The organism is Sphingobacterium litopenaei (assembly GCF_014692495.1).
Taxonomy (GTDB): Bacteria; Bacteroidota; Bacteroidia; order Sphingobacteriales; family Sphingobacteriaceae; genus Sphingobacterium; species Sphingobacterium litopenaei.
The window spans coordinates 1-20614 of record NZ_JACOIJ010000007.1 but is presented as its reverse complement, the minus strand read 5'-3'; the positions used below and the strand labels follow the sequence as shown (position 1 = coordinate 20614).

General features: G+C 35.0%; 19 protein-coding genes. 12 read left to right on the top strand and 7 right to left on the bottom strand.

The window, feature by feature from the left end; translation table 11 throughout:
- The first annotated feature begins 42 nt into the window (after positions 1–42).
- The 4 genes from H8B04_RS05420 to H8B04_RS05405 all read left to right on the top strand — a co-directional run bounded on the left by H8B04_RS05420 (position 43) and on the right by H8B04_RS05405 (position 6910).
- The gene (locus tag H8B04_RS05420; protein WP_190301702.1) at positions 43–879 is read left to right on the top strand and encodes a sulfurtransferase; all 837 of its coding nucleotides are present in this window, start codon (positions 43–45) and stop codon (positions 877–879) included.
- Positions 880–1000: 121 nt separating this feature from the next.
- Positions 1001–4753 carry a sensor histidine kinase gene (locus H8B04_RS05415; RefSeq protein ID WP_190301701.1) on the top strand — a complete coding sequence of 1251 codons (3753 nt, stop codon included), beginning with the start codon at positions 1001–1003 and terminating at the stop codon, positions 4751–4753.
- A gap of 67 nt (positions 4754–4820) precedes the next feature.
- On the top strand, positions 4821–6005 hold the full coding sequence (locus tag H8B04_RS05410; RefSeq protein ID WP_165290209.1) for a C1 family peptidase: 1185 nt from the start codon (positions 4821–4823) through the stop codon (positions 6003–6005).
- Positions 6006–6121: 116 nt separating this feature from the next.
- On the top strand, positions 6122–6910 hold the full coding sequence (locus tag H8B04_RS05405) for an META domain-containing protein (protein WP_165290208.1): 789 nt from the start codon (positions 6122–6124) through the stop codon (positions 6908–6910).
- 33 nt (positions 6911–6943) lie between these two features.
- Here H8B04_RS05405 and cysM read toward each other — a convergent pair whose 3' ends face one another.
- From cysM to H8B04_RS05385, 4 genes are read right to left on the bottom strand one after another with little or no spacing between them, the layout of a single operon-like run.
- Positions 6944–7816, bottom strand: a complete 873-nt coding sequence (gene cysM / locus H8B04_RS05400) for a cysteine synthase CysM (protein WP_190301700.1) — start codon at positions 7814–7816, stop codon at positions 6944–6946.
- Positions 7816–8625: a serine O-acetyltransferase gene (locus H8B04_RS05395; protein WP_165290206.1), complete on the bottom strand. Its 810-nt coding sequence runs from the start codon at positions 8623–8625 to the stop codon at positions 7816–7818. The genes cysM and H8B04_RS05395 overlap by 1 nt, the downstream gene beginning before the upstream one ends.
- A 51-nt stretch (positions 8626–8676) precedes the next feature.
- Entirely contained in the window at positions 8677–9060 is a 384-nt protein-coding gene (locus tag H8B04_RS05390; protein WP_190301699.1) for a DUF3037 domain-containing protein, read from the bottom strand.
- Positions 9038–9835: a HipA family kinase gene (locus H8B04_RS05385; RefSeq protein WP_165290204.1), complete on the bottom strand. Its 798-nt coding sequence runs from the start codon at positions 9833–9835 to the stop codon at positions 9038–9040. Before H8B04_RS05385 ends, H8B04_RS05390 begins: the two co-directional genes overlap by 23 nt.
- Positions 9836–9976: 141 nt before the next feature.
- On the opposite strand from H8B04_RS05385, the gene H8B04_RS05380 reads away from it, so the two are divergent.
- The 6 genes from H8B04_RS05380 (at position 9977) to gldG (ending at position 16427) form a co-directional block, all read left to right on the top strand.
- The gene (locus H8B04_RS05380; RefSeq protein WP_190301698.1) at positions 9977–10522 is read left to right on the top strand and encodes a DUF1599 domain-containing protein; all 546 of its coding nucleotides are present in this window, start codon (positions 9977–9979) and stop codon (positions 10520–10522) included.
- A 4-nt stretch (positions 10523–10526) separates the two neighbouring features.
- On the top strand, positions 10527–11729 hold the full coding sequence (locus H8B04_RS05375) for a BT_3928 family protein (RefSeq protein ID WP_190301697.1): 1203 nt from the start codon (positions 10527–10529) through the stop codon (positions 11727–11729).
- Positions 11730–11732: 3 nt separating this feature from the next.
- A complete protein-coding gene (locus H8B04_RS05370; RefSeq protein WP_190301696.1) occupies positions 11733–12251 on the top strand; it encodes a shikimate kinase in 519 nt (172 codons plus the stop codon).
- The gene (locus tag H8B04_RS05365; RefSeq protein ID WP_165290200.1) at positions 12251–13228 is read left to right on the top strand and encodes a glycerophosphodiester phosphodiesterase family protein; all 978 of its coding nucleotides are present in this window, start codon (positions 12251–12253) and stop codon (positions 13226–13228) included. The genes H8B04_RS05370 and H8B04_RS05365 overlap by 1 nt, the downstream gene beginning before the upstream one ends.
- Positions 13229–13231: 3 nt before the next feature.
- The gene (locus tag H8B04_RS05360) at positions 13232–13939 is read left to right on the top strand and encodes an ATP-binding cassette domain-containing protein (RefSeq protein ID WP_190301695.1); all 708 of its coding nucleotides are present in this window, start codon (positions 13232–13234) and stop codon (positions 13937–13939) included.
- Positions 13940–14018: 79 nt separating this feature from the next.
- Positions 14019–16427, top strand: a complete 2409-nt coding sequence (gene gldG, locus H8B04_RS05355; protein ID WP_190301694.1) for a gliding motility-associated ABC transporter substrate-binding protein GldG — start codon at positions 14019–14021, stop codon at positions 16425–16427.
- Between the two features lie 41 nt (positions 16428–16468).
- Here gldG and H8B04_RS05350 read toward each other — a convergent pair whose 3' ends face one another.
- A complete protein-coding gene (locus tag H8B04_RS05350; protein WP_165290197.1) occupies positions 16469–17962 on the bottom strand; it encodes an acetyl-CoA hydrolase/transferase family protein in 1494 nt (497 codons plus the stop codon).
- Positions 17963–18300: 338 nt separating this feature from the next.
- On the opposite strand from H8B04_RS05350, the gene H8B04_RS05345 reads away from it, so the two are divergent.
- Both H8B04_RS05345 and H8B04_RS05340 read left to right on the top strand, forming a co-directional pair.
- Positions 18301–19113 (top strand): helix-turn-helix transcriptional regulator, encoded by an 813-nt coding sequence (locus H8B04_RS05345; RefSeq protein WP_165290196.1) that lies wholly within the window; start codon positions 18301–18303, stop codon positions 19111–19113.
- A 26-nt stretch (positions 19114–19139) separates the two neighbouring features.
- Positions 19140–20015 carry a 3-keto-disaccharide hydrolase gene (locus tag H8B04_RS05340; RefSeq protein WP_165290195.1) on the top strand — a complete coding sequence of 292 codons (876 nt, stop codon included), beginning with the start codon at positions 19140–19142 and terminating at the stop codon, positions 20013–20015.
- Positions 20016–20040: 25 nt separating this feature from the next.
- Here the strand turns inward: H8B04_RS05340 and H8B04_RS17435 are convergent, their stop codons facing one another.
- Positions 20041–20241, bottom strand: coding sequence for an IS3 family transposase (locus H8B04_RS17435; RefSeq protein ID WP_190301693.1), 201 nt, complete (start codon positions 20239–20241; stop codon positions 20041–20043).
- A complete protein-coding gene (locus H8B04_RS05330; protein ID WP_190301692.1) occupies positions 20222–20437 on the bottom strand; it encodes an IS3 family transposase in 216 nt (71 codons plus the stop codon). The genes H8B04_RS17435 and H8B04_RS05330 overlap by 20 nt, the downstream gene beginning before the upstream one ends.
- Between the last annotated feature and the right edge of the window lie 177 nt (positions 20438–20614).

Sequence of the window (20614 nt, the reverse complement as noted above, 5' to 3'; positions counted from 1 at the left end):
TGGAGCTTTTTGTTTTTGTAGCTTAATTCGTAAATTTAGGTTATGATATTCGATTCTTCTCTCATTACGGTCACACAATTAGCTGAAGCACTAAAAGATAATACGATTATTCTTTTAGACTGCACTATTGATAAAGTTGGAAAATCACTGAAAGGAAAAAAGTTGGAACTTATTCCTAACTCTTTATTTTTTGATATTGAAGGAAAATTATCTGATAAAAGATCAAAATTACCCCACACTTTAATTGCACCTGAAGTCTTTGAGGAAGAAATGCAAATGTTGGGAATTAACCAAGAGAGTACTGTTGTAGTGTATGACTGCTGGGGAATTTATTCTGCTCCACGAGCCTGGTGGATGTTTAAAGTAATGGGATTTGATAAAGTATATGTACTTAATGGTGGTTTGCCTATATGGAAGAAAAACAAGTATCCAATAACTACGGAATATGCTGACGCTCCCGCGAGAGGAAATTTCAAGGCAAATTTCAGAGGAGATTGGTATGCAGACAAAGAGTTCATTCTTGAACATTATAAAGGTACGGAGATTGATATTTTCGACGCACGAAGTAAAGGAAGATTTACGGGTCTAGTACCCGAACCTCGAAAAGGATTGCACGGTGGGCATATTCCGCACTCCAAAAATATTCCTTATGAAGTAGTACTCGCAGGAGAAGTATTCGCAAATAAGGAGGACATCCAATCCTTATTTGAACATCATAATACTAAAAGCAGTGAACATGTATTTACATGCGGATCAGGAATTACCGCATCAATTATAGCTTTTGCCAGTCATCTTATTGGTACACAAAAAATTAGAGTGTATGATGGATCATGGGCCGAATGGGGAATTGAGGAATTAAATCTTCCGATAGAAAAATAAACCGATTTACTCAACTGATTCACTTAAAGTGTGTTCTTTAGTGTGGATTATTTATGCTATTTTTAACTATAATAAACCATACGTGGTCAAGCCCTATAAACAATTGATAGAGTCGTAAAACATGAAAAACAAAATCCGAATACTTTTATTCGTACTTACACTTTTATTTTTTGCGACAGCCGTCACCGTAAAAAATGCCATTACGGACAATGATATATTAGATTTAGAAGCAAAGAAATTCACAAATACTATTCAAAATAAGGAGCAAATTATAGATAAGATTTTCTCCGATTCTATTTTGAACAAAACTTTTGTCAATAGCGAACGCTATCCACTTCAAGTAAGAGAAATCTCCAAAGAATATCAACAGCATCAAATATATCTATACATATACAAAAATGGCAAACCCATTTTCTGGTCATCCAATATTTATGTTCCAGAAACTGATGCCGGATTGAATGAAGGAATTTCGTATATCTATGCCGATAATTTTTCATTCTTAGTAAAGAAGAAAAAATTGGCTTCGGAACTTCATATAGTAGCATTAATTCCCATTGAGCGACAATTTAATGCAAACTATAAGCCACAAGGTTCTGTAAAATATATTGGAGCGACAACCAACACACAACTGCAAGTAGCAAAATTTGGTGATACAGATGAAATCCGTAACATCTATTCTGTCAATAAAAATTACCTCTTTTCTGTTAAGCTAAAAAGTAACAAGTACAACAATATCTATTTAAATATTCAATTGCTTTGTTGGGTATTAGGTACCATTTGTTGTGTCATATTAATCAGTAGTATTTGTGTTAGTATGGCAAAAAGAGGAAGACCGTTTTTATCAATTGTGTTATTATCAACTACATTTTTGATTATACGTGTCATAGATTTAAATACGAATTGGCTTTCACAAATATCGGATTACAAATTATTCTCACCTCGCACCTACGCATATAGTGATATAGCGCCGAATCTTTGGTCCTTTTTGGTAAACTCTATTGTAATCTTATGGGTTGTCTGTTTCTGTATTTATATTAGGAAATATGTCGTAGTGCCAAAATTTCTGGTAAAACGTTCTATCCGGAATTGGGTATTTCTACTCGTCCTTTTATCCATTTATTATTTATACAACCAACTCTTTAGTCAGTTAGCTACATTAATAACACATTCTTCTTTTTCGACAGAAGATCTTATCACGTTATTTTTCACCTATGACTTTACCTTCTATCATGTTCTCATTTATACGATTATAATCTTCTCGGTAATATTAATTACTGACATTGTCATTTATATTGGTAAGATTCTTACACCCAAAACTACCACTAATCTTAATATACAATTGATTGCCTTAGTTATGGCATTAATAATTGGTGGTTTTTATGAAGACTTTTCGTTGATTAATGTGCTGATTGGGATTCTCATTATGATGCAATCATTTGACAAATCTATGTTGCGACACAACAACATATATACGCAAGTGATTACAATATTGACAATTGCATGTATCACGACTATAAAATATGCGGACGCAATCAACCAAAATAATAGAGAGCATATGAAGTTGATGCTCTTGAATTTGGAATCTGATGATGATGTGGAAGCTATCTCCTTATTCTCGGGGATTGAAAATAAACTGGACAACGATACTCAATTAAAAAAACTAATTGAATTAGCTTCTACAAACCCAAATTCTCAATTAATTGACGATTATATTCAAAAAAACTATTTAACAGGCTATCTATCTAATTATAATTATTCAGGATACTATTATTTCAATGGGAAACCTTTAGATACTTATTTCTCTAACCCTCTAACCGATTATCGAGAAAAAGTAATTACTAATGCTACTAAAGTAAATTATACCCGATCTTTCTATAAATCTAAAACCGAAATTGGTTATTACGACTATTTCACGTTGATGAGTACACAAGATGATGCAGGTAATAGTTATTCTATTATTATCAATCTAAAAAAGAACATCAATAATATTACTACCTATCTACCTTTTTTCACGGATAGACCAGTTGATAATGATGTAAATGCCAAAACGAAAGATTATAATTTTGCTATCTATAAAGATGGTATATTAATAAGTCAAAATGGAAAATTCACTTATCCGAATAAAGACTTATATCAGGATAAAGGAACAGACGAGTTCTTTATTAATGATGATGATAATAATTTTGAACATATCATTTTTCGTCCAGACACGAGAACAACCCTTATTGTAAGTAAGCCAATACAATCTTATTGGCAATTTATTACAGTAATATCCATTACGTTTTTATTTCTTTATCTAGTAACCACGATTGTACGATTTTCGGCTCAAATCATTCCTATTTATATTCGTCAAGATGTATCTTTTGTCAATTTATATTTGAGATTTAGGTATACTCTAGCGCAGATTCGATATAGTTCTCGCATTCAAACTTTAGTAATTAGTTCCGTTTTAATTGCTATTGTTATTTCAGGTATCATCAGTTTTTATAGTATCAAGCTTCAAACAGAACAAAGTCGCAAAGATCAGAAATTCGATTATATCGCAGAGATTGTACAGAATCTGGAAGACATTGCATCCAAAGATTCTTCTTATACACACTTATCATCCTTATATAAAACGATGTCCACACTAACTAATGTGATGGTAACAGATTTTAATCTTTATGATAAGAATGGAAAATTATTTTTCACCACGCAACCAAGCATTTACAATCATAATCTGATTTCTTCATACATCAATCCTAACGCCTACTTGGAAATGAACGTATTGAAGAAAAATGAAACTTTAATGCTTGAGCAAATTATAGACTTCGAATACGAAACTGCTTACGCAACCATTAAAGATTCAAATTACAAGACCATAGCTTATCTGGGCATTCCGTATTTCAATTACCAAGAGGTAGAAAACGAAAGTACGAATATACTCTTGAAAACGATTTTAAATATTTACACTATTATTCTGATCATTTTCGCTTTTCTGGCATTGTATATTTCTAACAAGATAACGGAGCCGTTGCAAATTATTCGTAAGAAGCTTTCGCAAACTAATATGTCTGGTAAGCCAAATGAATCATTGTATTGGGAAAAAGATGATGAAATTGGGCTTTTAGTAAAAGAATACAACTATATGTTGGTAAAATTGGAGGAACATGCGAACCAGTTGAGACATGCCGAGCGAGAAATTGTATGGCGTGAAATGGCACAGCAGGTTGCCCATGAGATTAAAAATCCATTGACCCCAATGAAACTGGGGATTCAACAGTTAAATAAATCTTTCAAAGATAATGATCCAAGATTTTCTGAACGTTTCGAAAAAATTTCCAATTCATTTATAGAACAAATAGAAGCTTTGGCACGCATTGCTTCGGAGTTTTCGGCTTTTGCCAAATTGCCAGAATCTCAGTTTGTCGTCCTCAATTTGATTGAAAAGATTAATAAGTCTATTCATGTGTACGACAACATTCCAGATGTACAAATTGAATTGATAAATGAGTCAGGACTCGGTGACCGAATTGAGATTTTTGGAGACCGCGATCAGGTTATTCGCATGTTTAATAATCTTATAAAAAATGCGATAGAAGCTACATTGGGGAGACGCAGACCTAAAATTAAAATTACACTTAAATCGCACGACGAACATAACGTCTTGGTAGAAATTAGAGATAATGGGTTCGGGATTCCGAATGAAGTATTGCCCAAGATATTCAAGCCTAACTTCACGACCAAAAGTTCAGGAACTGGTCTTGGATTAGCATTCGTAAAACAAACCATTACAGGTATGGGTGGTACAATTGATTATGAAACTAAACTGAATCATGGTACTACGTTTTATATTATCGTTCCATTATACGATCCTAAAGAAGAATTGCGATAGGATTTTTACAAAATTTAGTTAACAAAACACGTATATTAGTATCGTAAAATTTAAAACTGTTTCACAAATGAACTGGAGAAAATCCTTTTATATTGCGGCATTCTTATTAGCCTCATCCACCCAATCATTTGCTCAAGACAACTTGATTAATGCACTAAAAAACAATGTTAGTGACAAAAGCAAAGATGGTTTTGTATTCACAGAAGTAATCAATTTAGGTAATACTTCTATCAAAGATCAAGGTTCTTCAGGTACTTGTTGGTCTTACTCAGGAAACTCATTTTTAGAATCAGAAATGATTCGTATGGGTAAACAACCTGTTGAGATTTCTCAAATTTTTACAGCTTACTATACGTATTTAGAAAAAGCTAAAACTTTCGTTCAACTTCATGGCGACCAAGCTCAAGGTGAAGGTGGTCAATTACACGACGTATTGACTATTTATCGTAAATATGGTGCGGTACCAAAAGAAGTATATACAGGACTTCGTGAAGGCCAAACACGCAACAATTTCTCTGAAATGAGCAACATTTTGCAAAACATGAATGAGAACATTGTGAAAAACAAGAAATTAACTCCAAACTGGCAAAAAGCCGTGACTGGCGTAATGGATGCTTATTTGGGCGTTCCTCCTCAAACTTTCCAATATAATGGAAAAACTTATACGCCACGTACTTGGGCGGATCAAGTAGTAGGAATTAATCCAGATGATTATATCGGAATCAGTTCTTTCAAAGCACATGACTATTACAAACCATTTGTATTGTTGATTCCTGATAACTGGTCCTATGAGAGATTCTATAATGTAAAGATGAATGATTTAACTGACATTATAGATAATGCATTACAAAACGGATATACTGTTGCATGGGCAACTGATGTTTCGGAAAAATTCTTTAGCTGGAAAAATGGTGTTGCTTTCGTTCCTGAAAAAGAAATGGAGAAAATGACACAAGCAGAAGTTGCAGATTTATTTAACGGTCCAAAACAAGAAGCAAAAATTACAGAAGAAATCCGTCAAGCGGCTTATGACGATTATTCTACTACAGATGACCATGGTATGCACATCGTAGGTTTGGTAAAAGATCAAAACGGTAAAGAGTACTATATCGTAAAAAATTCTTGGGGCGAATCCAATGATTACAAAGGATATATGTATGCCACTAAAGAATATGTGAAATACAAAACTATTTCTATCCTTTTACACAAAAATGCTATTCAAAAAGGTATTAAATCAAAATTAGGAATCTAATACGATTAAAAAATCATAAAAAAGCTCAACGTATGTTGAGCTTTTTTATGCAATCAATTATTGGAATATTAATATTTATTATTGTTATACTTGTAATAAAAACATACATTTATCACATGAAATTAAATTATCTACTCGCTTTAGCAGTCGTAAGTATGCTATCCAGTTGCAGTTTATTTCAGAATAAACAAAATTCTCTAGGATCGAATGCTAGCGAATTGAATGCAAAATGGCATATATTATCGATTGAAAATAAAGCTATAGACAAAAAAGTCAATGGAAAAGAACCTGTATTTAGTTTTGATTTAGCTAAAAACGAGTATGCAGCTATTACGGGATGTAATAATTTGATGGGAGGTTTTGAACTCAAATCATCCAATAAAATCAAATTTTCTAGAGGAGTATCTACCATGATGGCTTGTGATAATATGGAGGTAGAGCAAGGCCTTTCTAAAATTTTACCTTTGGTAACATCTTATAAAATAAGCAATGATACTTTGTCATTTTTAGATGCTAAGAAAGCCTTAAAAGCGCAATTCAAATTAAAAAAAGAAGATAAATCAGCACAATTGAAAGGTAAATGGGAATTAGATTATATCGGATTAACTGAAAAATCGATAAATGAATTATTCTCAACCAAAAAGCCTACTTTAGAATTCAATATCAAAGAAGAGACTTTAGTGGGTAATGGTGGCTGTAATAATTATTCTGGCACTTATAAAGTCGATGCACATCGATTAAAATTTGGTGCTATAGCTTCGACTAAAATGGCTTGTTCATCTTTAGAGGGTGAAAGTGCATATTTCAAGAATTTAGAAAGAATTTCATCCTTTAGTGTAGATGAGAATCATTTGACACTCATTACGGATGATATTGCGATTTTGAGATTTAAAAAAGTAAAATAAAAAGGAGGATTTAAAATCCTCCTTTTTTCGTTGTTATCCGAATAAATCCGAACTTAAATATCGATCTCCTCGATCACAAGCAATAAAGACAATAACGCCTTCTTCAATTTCGTTAGCCACTTGCAAAGTAGCGTGAAAAGCGCCTCCAGTACTCATTCCTGCAAATACACCTTCTTTCTTGGCCAATAATCGCGCTTTATCAATAGCATCTTGCTGATCTACATCGATTACACGATCCACCTTGCTAGCATCAAATATCTTAGGCAGATATTCTTTTGGCCAACGTCGGATACCAGGAATAGATGATTCTTCCGTAGGTTGACAACCAACAATTTGAATATTCGGATTTTGTCCTTTCAAGAAAATAGAATTACCCATAATCGTACCTGTAGTACCCATTGCGCTCACAAAATGTGTAATCTTACCCGCTGTATCACGCCAGATTTCTGGACCTGTGGTCTTTACATGCGCCTCGTAGTTGTCAGGATTAGCAAATTGATTCAGAATAAAAACACCTTCTTTCGCTGCTTTTTCTTCTGCATAATCGCGACACACTTCCATGTTTTCCAACAAAGTTACTTTGGAGCCAAAAGCTTCCATAGTCAACGTACGTTCGCGTGTAGAACTAGATGGCATGACCAATTCCAGCTCCATTTCGTAGATGCTGGCAATCATAGCCAATGCAATACCTGTATTGCCACTAGTGGCTTCGATAAGCTTATCCCCTTTTTTAATATCACCACGTTCAATAGCTGAACGAATCATATTCAAAGCTGGTCTATCTTTTACCGAACCAGCAGGATTATTACCTTCTAATTTGGCGTAAATTTTCACCTTAGGATTGTTGTGAAAGCTCGTGATCTCTACCAAAGGTGTATTGCCTATAGCATCTATTATATTTCCCATTATAAAGCGGGTTTAGTATCTATAAATTTTGAATTCGATTGATGATAAACTGTAGTGTATGGATCAATGCTTGAAGTCAACCACACATTACCGCCAATTACAGAATGATGTCCTATTCGGGTTTCACCCCCTAATATAGTAGCTCCTGCGTAGATAACCACATAATCCTCAATAATCGGATGACGCTGCTTACCTGCTAGATTTTTCTCTACACTCAGTGCGCCCAACGTAACACCTTGGTACAATTTTACATGCTCGCCTATGATACAGGTTTCTCCAATTACTAATCCTGTACCGTGGTCTATATGCAAGTATCTACCAATAGTAGCTCCCGGATGAATATCGATTCCTGTACGTTCGTGCGCCCATTCTGTTAAAATTCGTGGGATTAATGGCACTTCTAATAACCACAATTTATTAGCCATTCGATAAACACATGTAGCCAAAAAACCTGGATAAGTACGTATAACTTCGCGCAAATCCTGCGCTGCAGGGTCTCCATCCAAGATGGCTTGGGCATCGGTCAGCATCACTTCATATAATTCGGGTAAAGAATCGTAGAATTTGCGGACGACAATATCGTGATGACAATTGCTGCATTTTCTGCTCTTACGTAATATGCTGAGAAGTTCGACTTCCGAACGATAGAAAATATCTTTGACATCTTCTACTGAAGACAACTGCTGTGGATTTCTTTCGGGAAAAAGTGCTCTAAATAAGTCTCTTGCCCACGTCCAGATACGCGTATTGCTGGGCATATCTTGCGCCTCTAATTGTTTTTTATAAAGATGGTTATAAAAATCTTCCATGACTGCAAATCTACACTTTTGAATTATAAAAATCTACTTTTAAGATAGATATTATAGAACTAATTTATTCATTAATTCTGCGTGCGTTTCCTCTGCCGAAATACATAATCCCGTATGCACTGCTGAAGATTGGATAATCGTACTTCTATTCGCGGTAAGCCACCTAAATCTTTCTGCTTGTTCGAGATTGGCTATTTTGCCATAAGATTTATCGCCAGCACATATTTTTTGAAATGATTCCAAATGTTTTCTTATTTCTTCGATATCCACATTAGCATATAAAGCCTTTAACTTTAGTTCATCCAAATGAAAAAGAAACTCAGCATACCGAAACTTCTTGCAATATAGAGCTACGCCCACATTCACAAATTCCTCACGTTCTACTCGAGGAACTACACGCACTACTGCATACTCATATAATGTTCTTACGCTCATTCTCTATCTGATTTAAAAACAAGGATGAATTTGCTAATCTGCGCAACAAAAATTGCAAGTAAACTTCCCTTACTGCATCTGGAGTTAAGTCTCTCCCCTCTTCTATCAACCATTCGTCTGGAATAACTTTCAATACACCGCGAATATTTTCTTCCGTAAAATAAGAACTGTATTTATCATGTACTTCCTGCACTTTGGAAGCTTGTTTCAGTAATACATGATCTTTGATTTGTACAAAAGGTTTTGCTACATAATCTTCCCAATTGTCCCACGAATGATGAAAATACAAAGAAGCACCATGATCAATCAACCACAATTCCTTATGCCAAACGAGCATATTGGTATTGCGTGCTGTACGATCCACATTCATCAATAAAGCATCTAGCCACACAATTTTTGAAGCTTCCTCTTCATTGAATTGGTCTACGTTGGCATCGTATGTAATCGCGCCATTCAGAAAATGAACACCTAGATTTTTGCCTATAGAAAACTTAAGCAAATCCTGAATTTCTTCATCTGCTTCCAAACGCCAAAACGATTCATCCAAATTCGCAAATACCATTTCTGGCATACGCAAACCCAATAGACGAGCCAACTCCCCTCCAATCAATTCCGCAACCAATGCTTTCTTGCCTTGACCTGCCCCACGAAATTTAATGACATAGCTAAATCCATCGTCAGCATCCACCAATCCAGGCAAAGATCCTCCCTCGCGAAAAGGTTGTATATAGCGAATGATTTCGACTTCTCGAATTTCTGGTTTCTTAATTCCCATTTGTTGTTTCAAAGTATATTCGAAGTTACTCGAAAATATATTAGAAATTGTCATAAAATCCTAAAATCAAACAGGAATATGACTATACGCTAAATACTTTTCTGACTATATTTGTAACACAACATTTGTTTTATACTTAATATGAATACTACGGAAGAATATAATGCGGTCATTGATTTTTGTAAAAATCTATTTGTCAATAAAACTAAAGATTACGGTACTTCTTGGCGCATTATGCGTCTAAGTTCAATTACTGACCAACTTTATATCAAAGCCAAACGTATTCGTACTTTAGAAATTAAGCAAGTTTCTAAAGTGGGCGAAGATATCGCTGGCGAATTTGTGGCTATCGTGAATTATTGTGTAATTGCGTTGCTGCAATTGGAGATGGGCGAAGAAGGGGAAGAAAATTTGGATGCAGCATTTGTTGAACAGAAATACACTGAAAAAGTAAACCAAACTCGTGATTTGATGTTCGCTAAGAACCATGATTATGGTGAAGCATGGCGCGATATGCGTATTTCATCAATGACAGATATGATTTTGATGAAATTGCATCGTGTAAAACAAATTGAAAACAACGACGGAAAAACAATAGTGTCAGAAGGTCTTGCTGCTAATTACCAAGATATGTTGAATTATGCTGTTTTTGCGTTGATAAAAATGGGCTTTATGGATAAAAAATAATATTATGTTGAATACTTCCTATTATACTCCTTTACAAAAAACCTCTAACAAACCAGATATTCTACTTTGGATATCACGTGTGTTCGTAGGTTTATTATTTATATTCTCAGGTTTGATCAAAGCCAATGACCCAATGGGCTTTGGTTACAAATTGCAGGAATATTTTCATGTCTTTAATCTTACCTTTTTGAACGATTACAGTGCATGGATAGCCATTGTGATTTGTGCTTTGGAGATTATCTTAGGAATTCTTTTACTGTTAGGCATTGCACGTAAATCCGTTGCTTGGGGATTATTATTACTCATCATTTTCTTTACGTTTCTGACATTTTACTCTGCATTCTTCAATGTCGTGACATCTTGTGGCTGTTTTGGTGATGCTATTCCGTTGACCCCTTGGCAATCTTTTATCAAAGATTTGATTTTATTGGTGTTCATCGGAATTATTTTTGTCAAAAGGAACAAGATTACGCCGATATTCAAAAGCTCTTTCGCAAATAATGTGTTGACTTTGTTTACGTTCATTTTTGCTTTTGGCGCAGGAATTTATACATACAAATATTTACCTATTTTAGATTTCTTGCCTTATAAAGTTGGTAATAATTTACCTTCTTTAATGAAAGTACCAGAAGGAGCTCCACAGGATGAATTTGAGCATATTTATAACCTAAAAAATAAGCAAACTGGGGAAACCAAAAAAGTAACCGATAAGGAATATATGAGCCAAAAAATCTGGGAAGATGAAAATTGGGAAATTGTCGGTGAACCTCTCACAAAGCTTATCAGAAAAGGTTATCAAGTAGCTATTCCTGATTTGATGATTACGGATAATGAAGGACAAGATTTTACACAAGAAATTGTGGAGAATCCGCATTATAATTTTGTGGTAACAAGCGTAGATGTTACTAAATTTTCGCCAACAGACTTTTTGGCTTTAGATAAAATCAACCAAACTATTAAATCATTGAGCGAAGAATATAATATCCGTGCAGTATTGTTAACAGCAAGTGCGAGTTCGGACGTCGATTACTTGAATGATCAATTAGATTTGGTTTTAGAAACTTTCTATGCCGATGCTGTACCATTGAAAAGTATGGTGCGTTCAAATCCGGGCGTAATGCTATTGCAAAATGGTATAGTTATCGAAAAGTGGTCAAAAGATACTTTTCCTTCGAAAGAAGAATTAATCAATACATATCTAAAATAACGAATGGACAAACCTATTTTCTTAGTCGGCTTCATGGGTAGCGGTAAAACAACATGGGGCAAAAAAATCGCTAACGCTTTGGAAATGCCATTTGTGGATTTGGATCATGAAATCGTAGCAAATATCGGGATGACGATTCCTGAATATTTTAAAGCTTATGGCGAGGAAAGTTTTAGAAAATTAGAAAATGAATATCTCAAAAAACAAGCTGGTAGAATAGCGATTATTTCTACTGGTGGAGGTACGCCATGCTACTATGATAATATAGATTGGATTAATGAAAATGGTTTATCTCTTTATCTGTATCATACGAGTAAATCGCTCTGGTCACGATTAAGCCAATCGGATGTAAACAAAAGGCCAGTTTTGAAAGGGTTAACTGGCGAGGAATTATTTGAATTTATTGATTCAAAACTAAAAGAACGTGAGCCTTTCTATGAACGAGCTCATATCAAATTCGAACAAATACATACGCCATTAGAGCAAATCATCGAACTGATCAAAAATTACGAAGCTAAATAATGAAGAGATTAAGTCCCCTATTTGTTGTTTTCCTGAGTGTTATACTCCTATCGTCCTGCTTTCGGAACACACCTTCCGAGACGAAGCAAAAACATGATAGTAGTAACTCGATTGAAACCTCAGACTTTTCATCGGATAACTTTAATATTAATAGCCTCGAGGATCTTTATCAGTTCCTAACGTTTAATGATGACCGCTATCCATTAATTAGTGCACACCGAGGTGGAGACACCGATGGATATCCGGAGAATGCTATTGAGTCTTTTCAATATTGGGCTAAACAATTTCCGCTTATCATTGAATGTGATGTTCGTTTATCAAAAGATTCTGCTTTGGTATTGATGCATGATGAAACACTGGATCGTACATCCAATGGAACTGGTAGAATTGGGAAATATACCTTGGCAGAATTAAAAGAATTACGTCTAAAGGACAGTAATGGGGAATTAACGAATTTCCAAATTCCTACATTGGAAGAAGCCTTGACTTGGGGTAAGGGGAATGTTTTATTTACTTTAGATGTCAAACAAGATGTACCTTACGGTTTGCTTTCCCAAATTATTCAACAAACTAATGCCCAAGCTTCTGTAATTGTCATTACATACAATGCAAATCAAGCTCGAGCTATCTACCGTATCAATCCTGATTTGATGATTTCTGCGAGTGTAAAATCGGAAAAAGATTTAGTAAAACTTGCAGAAGCAGGCATTCCGGACAACAGATTGGTGGCATTTGTAGGCACTTCACAGCCAAAAAAACCGTTGGTGGAATTGCTTCACTCACATGGTATCAAAACGATTTTAGGTACAATCGGCAACTTAGACAAACAAGCGAAAAGCAGAGGCTATCAAGTTTATGCCGAATATGTGGAAAAAGGTGCGGATATTTTGAGTACGGACAATCCTGGTGAAGCACAGAAAGCTTTAGATTTCTACATTAACAAAAGAAATATCAAATCACCCTTTATCAATCGTTAGGTCATGTCCATTCGTGTTCAAAATCTGAGTAAACAATACGGAAAACAAAAAGCGTTGGATAACATCTCCTTCCAAACGCAAAGCAACCGTATCATTGGATTTCTAGGACCAAATGGCGCAGGTAAATCTACCACGATGAAGATTTTGACTGGGATCCTTCCAATAGAAGATGGTCAATGTTGGATAAATGATATTGATTTAAAATTTAATTCTCTGGAGGCAAAACGAACAATTGGTTATCTTCCTGAGAACAATCCGCTTTATTTAGAAATGTATGTTCAGGAGATGTTACATTTCCAAGCATCGCTATATCAAGTCAAGAATATCGAAAAACGTATTTCAAAAGTTATTGAACGGACTGGATTGCAGCAAGAACAACACAAAAAAATAAAGGAGCTTTCTAAAGGGTACAAACAGCGTGTTGGCCTGGCATGTGCCATCATTCACGATCCAAAAGTGTTGATTCTCGATGAACCAACCACAGGATTGGATCCCAACCAAATTATAGAAATCCGCCAGCTTATACGCGAACTCGCCCAAGACAAAACGGTTTTACTTTCTACGCATCTAATGCAGGAAGTCGAAGCTATTTGCGACGAAATTATCGTCATTCATCAAGGACAGATTAAAGACCAATTTCTATTAAAAGACAAACAAGAACGCTATCCTAATCTCTCGATGGAGGAAATTTTTGTTAAACTGACCAAATAATTTCCTGTTCAACTCATTCTGAGTTTCTTTTGCATTATGATGCAATATTTCCTATTTTCGGACTTAAAACCTGAAGAAATTGCTTAGTATTTATAAAAAAGAAGTTATATCCTACTTTAATTCTTTTATTGGCTATTTAGCTATAGGCTTATTTCTTATAGTAGCGGGTCTACTAGTTTGGGTATTCCCCGAGACTTCCATTTTGGACAATGGCTATGCTAATTTAGATTCTTTTTTTCAACTTGCACCTTACTTGCTCTTGTTGCTAATTCCGGCCGTCACTATGCAGAGTATCGCTGGAGAAAAGGCGAATGGAACTTTTGATTTATTACTAAGCAGACCTATCTCATTTCATCAAATTGTATTAGGTAAGTATTTAGGAAGTTTGACCGTGTCTCTATTTGCATTAGTGCCTACGTTAATCTATCCAAATGGACTTTATTTATTAGCTTCTCCTATCGGAAATATAGATATTGGCGGGATAACAGGTTCTTATGTTGGATTATTTCTGTTGACAGCTGCGTTTACAGCGTTATCCATTTTTGGTTCAGCATTGTCTAACAATCCTATTATTTCCCTTTTGCTTTCGGTAATATTGTGCTTTTTTAGTTATTATGGTTTTGATGCGATAAGTAAGTTTTCGGTTGGCAATGAAAATTGGATAGCAGCATTTGGTATTCAATACCACTATGAAGCGTTGAGTCGTGGCGTCATGCTGGCTTCGGATTTGATTTACTTCATTAGTTTTATTGTTCTTTTTCTGATTCTTTCAGTTGGTCATCTAGGTCGAAAATTTAGAAAAAGAAAGAAAACATTTTCTGTTTATGCCTTCACATTGTTAGTAATATTTCTCTTAAACCAATCTTTTGTCTCCAATCTTTTCGGAAGAATTGATTTTACAGAAGATAAAAGATATACGCTGAGCTCAACTTCTAAAGACATTCTGCAAAAAGCTGATAATGATATTTACATAACGATTTTTCTAGACGGAAAATTGCCTAGTGGATTCAAAAGATTACGACAATCAGCCATTGATATGGCACGTGATATGAATCGCTTGTCCAATGGAGCTATAAAAGTAAACATTATAAATCCACAGGAAGGTTCGGAAGAAGAGAAACGACAAATTTATGAAGCACTCATTAGCAGAGGATTGCAACCGACAAATCTGAGTGTAAAAAATAGCAGCGGTTATTCACAAAATCTGATTTTCCCTTACGCTATTGTGAATAAAGGTGAACAAGAAGTAAATGTAAATCTATTACAAAATAAAATTGGCCTAAATCCAGAACAGATATTAAATAATTCCATTCAAAACTTGGAATATGGATTTATCTCTGCTATCAAAAAGCTTTCTAATCCAATAAAACCCTTTATTGGATTTACTGAAGGTCACAATGAGCCTTCAGACTTAGAATTGTATGATGCAATGCAAACTTTTGCGCAAACCCATCGAGTAGGACGTGTAAACCTGGATTCGATTCAACTGGAAGATTTACAAAAATTTTCAACGATAATTATTGCAAAGCCTAAAACTAAGTTTTCAGAAAGCGACAAATACAAATTGGATTATTACGTGCGCAATGGGGGTTCGCTTGTTTGGGCAATCGACCAGGTGGATGCAGAATTGGATCATTTAAGGCAACCGGGGAAACAAGTGCTAATCGGTAGAGAATTAAATTTGGATGATCAACTGTTTCTTTATGGCGCCCGATTGAACTATGATGTCCTAGCTGATATGAATTGTGCACAAATCCCGATGTCTGTGGGAAATATCAACGGACAAGCACAAATCGAATTGACCCCATGGTTCTTTTTCCCTATTTTGATGCCGAATCGTCCTCATCCAATTATTAAAAATTTAGACGGAATTCGCACTGAATTTATTGGGACAATCGATACTATAGCGAATCCTAAAATCAAAAAGGAAATTATTCTAGAGTCTTCACCTTTTGCCAAAATTTACCAAACAGGTTCTATCATATCCTTGCAAATGGTAGAAGAACAGCCCGATCCTACTAGTTTCCGAAGCGAGCAAAAACCCGTAGCAGTACTGCTTTCAGGCCATTTTCCCTATATTTTCGAAAATAGACCAGCTCCTTCCGGAATTAAAGATCCCGTTAATCTTACTAATATTTCGAAACCAGCCAAGATGTTTGTTATCGCAGATGGTGATTGGTTAATCAATCAAGTGAATACCAAAGATGAATCACCTTATCCATTAGGCTGGGACAGATATACCGAAAAACAATTTGCAAATAAAACTTTACTACAGAATGTAGTAGATTATTTAACGAATGACGAGCAGCTAATAACCTTGCGTAATCGCGAAGTAAAACTTCGCCTATTGGATCAAACTCAAGTTAAGCAGGACAAATTGAAATGGCAACTAATCAATGTAGCCTCTCCTATTATAGTTTTAATTTTGATTGGATTTATACAGCAAACTATTCGTAAAAGAAAATACACTAAAAAAGTCGCAATATAAATTGCGACTTTAGTTGAATAAAAACCAAGAAAGTATTAAAATTAATTCTTTTTCATGCTGCCTGTTTCTGCTAAGCGCAAATGCCAGCTAAATGCTTCTTCTAATAAATGAGGGGTATGTCCACCGCGCTCACATGCTCTATCAAAATAAGACTGTAATTCTTCACGATAGTCTGGATGCACACAGTTATCAATGATTTTTTGTGCGCGTTCACGAGGTGCTAAACCACGTAAATCTGCTAAACCAATATCTGTTACCAAGATATCTACATCATGCTCTGTATGATCCACGTGCGAAACCATTGGTAATACGTGTGAAATTTTATTTTCTTTGGAAGCGGCTTGTGTTACGAAAATACTTAAGTATGCATTCCGTGCAAAGTCTCCCGAGCCACCGATACCGTTCATAATTTTTGTTCCCGAAATATGTGTAGAGTTCACATTTCCGTACAAGTCAAATTCAATAGCTGTATTGATGGCAATAACTCCTAAACGACGGATTAAACCTGGTGTATTGGAAATATTTTGTGGTCTCAATACAAATTTATCTCTGTATTTGCTCAAATTACCGAAGACACGATCATAACAATCTTGCGAAACTGTAACTGAAGATGCAGAAGCGAAACTCAATTTTCCGGAATCGATCAAATCAAAAGTACTGTCTTGCAACACTTCGGAAAACATAGTCAAATCGTAGAAATTACTGTCTTTGAAACCTGTCAACACGGCATTTGCTACTTTACCAATACCTGCTTGCAAAGGAAGCAAACGCTCCGTCAAGTGACCTAACTTTACTTCGTTTTCAAAGAAATTCAAGATATGTTTCGCGATGTTGGTTGTTTTTTCATCTGGAGCAGCGATATCTGCAGGACTATCCTTTTTATCTGTAAATACGATAGCTACAACTTTATTTGGATCCAAAGGAATAGTCTTACGACCAATTTTATTCCAAGGCGCTACAATAGGAATTACATTACGATGTGGATAATCTTCAGCTTGATAAATATCGTGCAACCCATAAAATTCCTCCGGAATAGCTGTATTGACTTCCAAAATTACTTGTTTCGCAAGATTCGCAAATGTCAACGAGTTACCTACAGAAGTTGTAGGCACAAAACTTCCGTCTCTATCAATATAGGTTACTTCCAACACAGCGATATCGACTGGAGGAAGGTTTTTATTATGTAATAATTCTGCCGCTTCACTTAAGTGTTGATCAATAAACAATACTTCACCAGCATTGATTTTATTACGTAATGTACGATCTACTTGGAAAGGCATACGTTTTTTCAAAGCACCTGCTTCAGCCAATTTACCATCTGTATCATGACCCAATGAAGCACCTGTCATCAACGTAATCTTTACATTTTCTGTCTTTGCACGTTCTGCTAAAGCCGGAAGTACGACCTTACTATCTCCCGCCTTCGTAAAGCCGCTCGAACCCACAACCATACCGTCTTTAATTAGTTGAGCTGCTTCCCCTGCAGTCATTACTTTACTATGCAAAGATTCTAAACGTATTCTACTTAAACTCATTTTCTATGTATATTACTAGGCGTTATCTCTCTTATAATCAAATAACATTACAATATTAATGATTAATAGAACGTCATTTTTATTATTTTCAGTCACTTAATTATCTATATAGTAGAAAAACTATTTAATAAACTGACTATCAGTAATTTAATTATATTTTTGATATTAAAATTTATTAAGTGTTATATTCAATGTATTAATAAACATGCATTTACATTCTAAAAAGACCGATTATTATTTAACACAAATCAATAAAAACTAGAATCATCAAGTGACCAAACACTCACTTTTTGGTTATTTAACTTAAAAACGAGAAATTTGTTTTCAAATTATGTTATATGGAAAAGGAATATGTAAATAAGTATTACATGACCGAGGTTGATGCATTCGAAGACAGTATATATTGTCATCATGCATTAATGGGAGATAGTTATATTGGTGAGCACGTCCACAAAAAAGGACAATTTTTATACACAGAAGGAGGTGTTGTCTTTTTGAAAACGGCTACAAAATCTTACTTTCTTCCTGCGAGACATTACATTTGGATTCCAGCTGGTATGAAACACAGTATTCATCCGAGTTCTTCGCACGTGGTAATGCGAAACCTTTATTTTCCTAAATATGAAACAGATACTGACTTTTTTGAAAAAATAAACATTTATCCGGTAAATGATTTATTGATCGAACTTATAATGTTTACCAACCGTTGGAATGGTAATATTTTCCCTGTGGAAGAGCCGAAATACTCAATTGCTAAAGCTTTCAAGCTGATTTTGCCAGAACTTTCGCAATCCGAATTACCTCTGGCTCTACCTTATCCCCAAAATCAAAAGCTAAAAGACATTATTAAGTATTTAGAATCCAACATTTCGGAAAATGTAAGCTTCAAAGTACTTGCACAAAATTTTGATATAAGTGAGCGAACACTTGCTCGATTATTTCAAAAAGAATTAAACATGTCTTTTATTCAATATTACACAATTTTGCGTATGTTAACGGCGCTTAAGCTTTTATTAGACGAAAAGTTAAGTGTAAACGAAGTTGCTTTGAAAGTAGGATACAGCAGTCTTCCAACATTTAGTAATACATTTAACAAAGTAATCGGGGTTCGCCCAAGCGATTACGTTAAGCATCAGCACACTTTATTATAATACTTCTAATCTAAACCTTTAAAATTATGACGTTTAAAACACTCGTATGGTCGGCATTAGCGACTGTATCAATTTTATCTTGCTCTACACAGATTAGCACTGTCAAGTCTACTGAGGATGAACCAAAAGCTATCCAGCTTTTTAATGGTAAAGACCTTAAAAACTGGACACCTAAAATCAGAAATTATGCGGTAGGTGAAAATTTTGGAAATACTTTCCGTGTAGAAGATGGTATGATGAAGGTAAGGTACGACCAATACGACAATTTTAATTTCCGTTATGGTCATATTGCTTACAATACACCATACTCTTATTATGTACTACGCGTGGAATATCGTTTTGTAGGTGAACAACCTAAAGGCGGCGAAGGCTGGGCATGGCGCAACAGCGGGGCTATGCTGCATGGACAAGACCCAAAAACTATGGGTATAGACCAGAACTTCCCTATTTCCATTGAAGCACAATTTTTAGGGGGAGATAATGATCCTAAATCCGTACGTACGACTTCCAATCTTTGTACACCAGGTACACATGTCGTAATGAATGATAAATTATTCAGTCCGCATTGTATTAATGCTAAATCTAAAACCTATCATGGTGATCAATGGGTAACAGCAGAATTCGTAGTATTGGGTGATTCGGTAATTCGTCACGTCTTGGAGGGTGAAACTGTAATCGAGTATTCTAAACCACAAATTGGTGGAGATATGGTAGATGGGTACGATCCTGCCGTTAAGAAAGATGGGCAACCATTGACTGGTGGATATATATATTTACAATCAGAAAGTCATCCAATAGATTTTCGTAAAGTGGAATTATACGATTTAGAAAAGTATAAAAAGCAACCTCAGCAATTAGACAATATAATTAACAAGATATTAACGAAAAAAGGCTCGAATTAGACTGCACCCCAAAGTTTAGACAAATTTAGTTTAAAGATTTATAATAATGAGTTCGGTATTCGACCGGGCTCATTTTGTTTAGATTGGATTTGATTCTCTCATTATTGTAATATTTGATATACTCCTTAATTTCTCTTTTTAAGTGTGCTATGCTGTTGAATTTTTGGATGTAAAATAGCTCTGATTTTAATGTTCCAAAGAGGTTTTCAATAACTGCATTGTCCAAGACCTAGCATTTTCATGATTTTAAGTACTGTTTTGTGGTTGACAGCATCACCTTTCTTGCGTAATTCGTCGGTGATACGTCTATAACCATATCTACCTTTATGCTTGTTATAAATACTCTTTATCAGTATTTTAAGTGATTGGTATTTGTCCTTTCGCTCACTTTTCTCATGATAATAATAGGTACTTCGTGCCACCTTGCCATAACTTAGCAATAATGCTAAATCAAATTCGTGCCTTAATTCTTTGGCTTGGATTTTTGTTTTGATTCCGCTTCCTCTTGTGCTTGAATTAAGGCATTTTTAAGAATGCTACCTCACAACGCAATTTTTCGTTCTCTATTAATAGTTCCTCTTCTCGAGTCAATGGCTTAT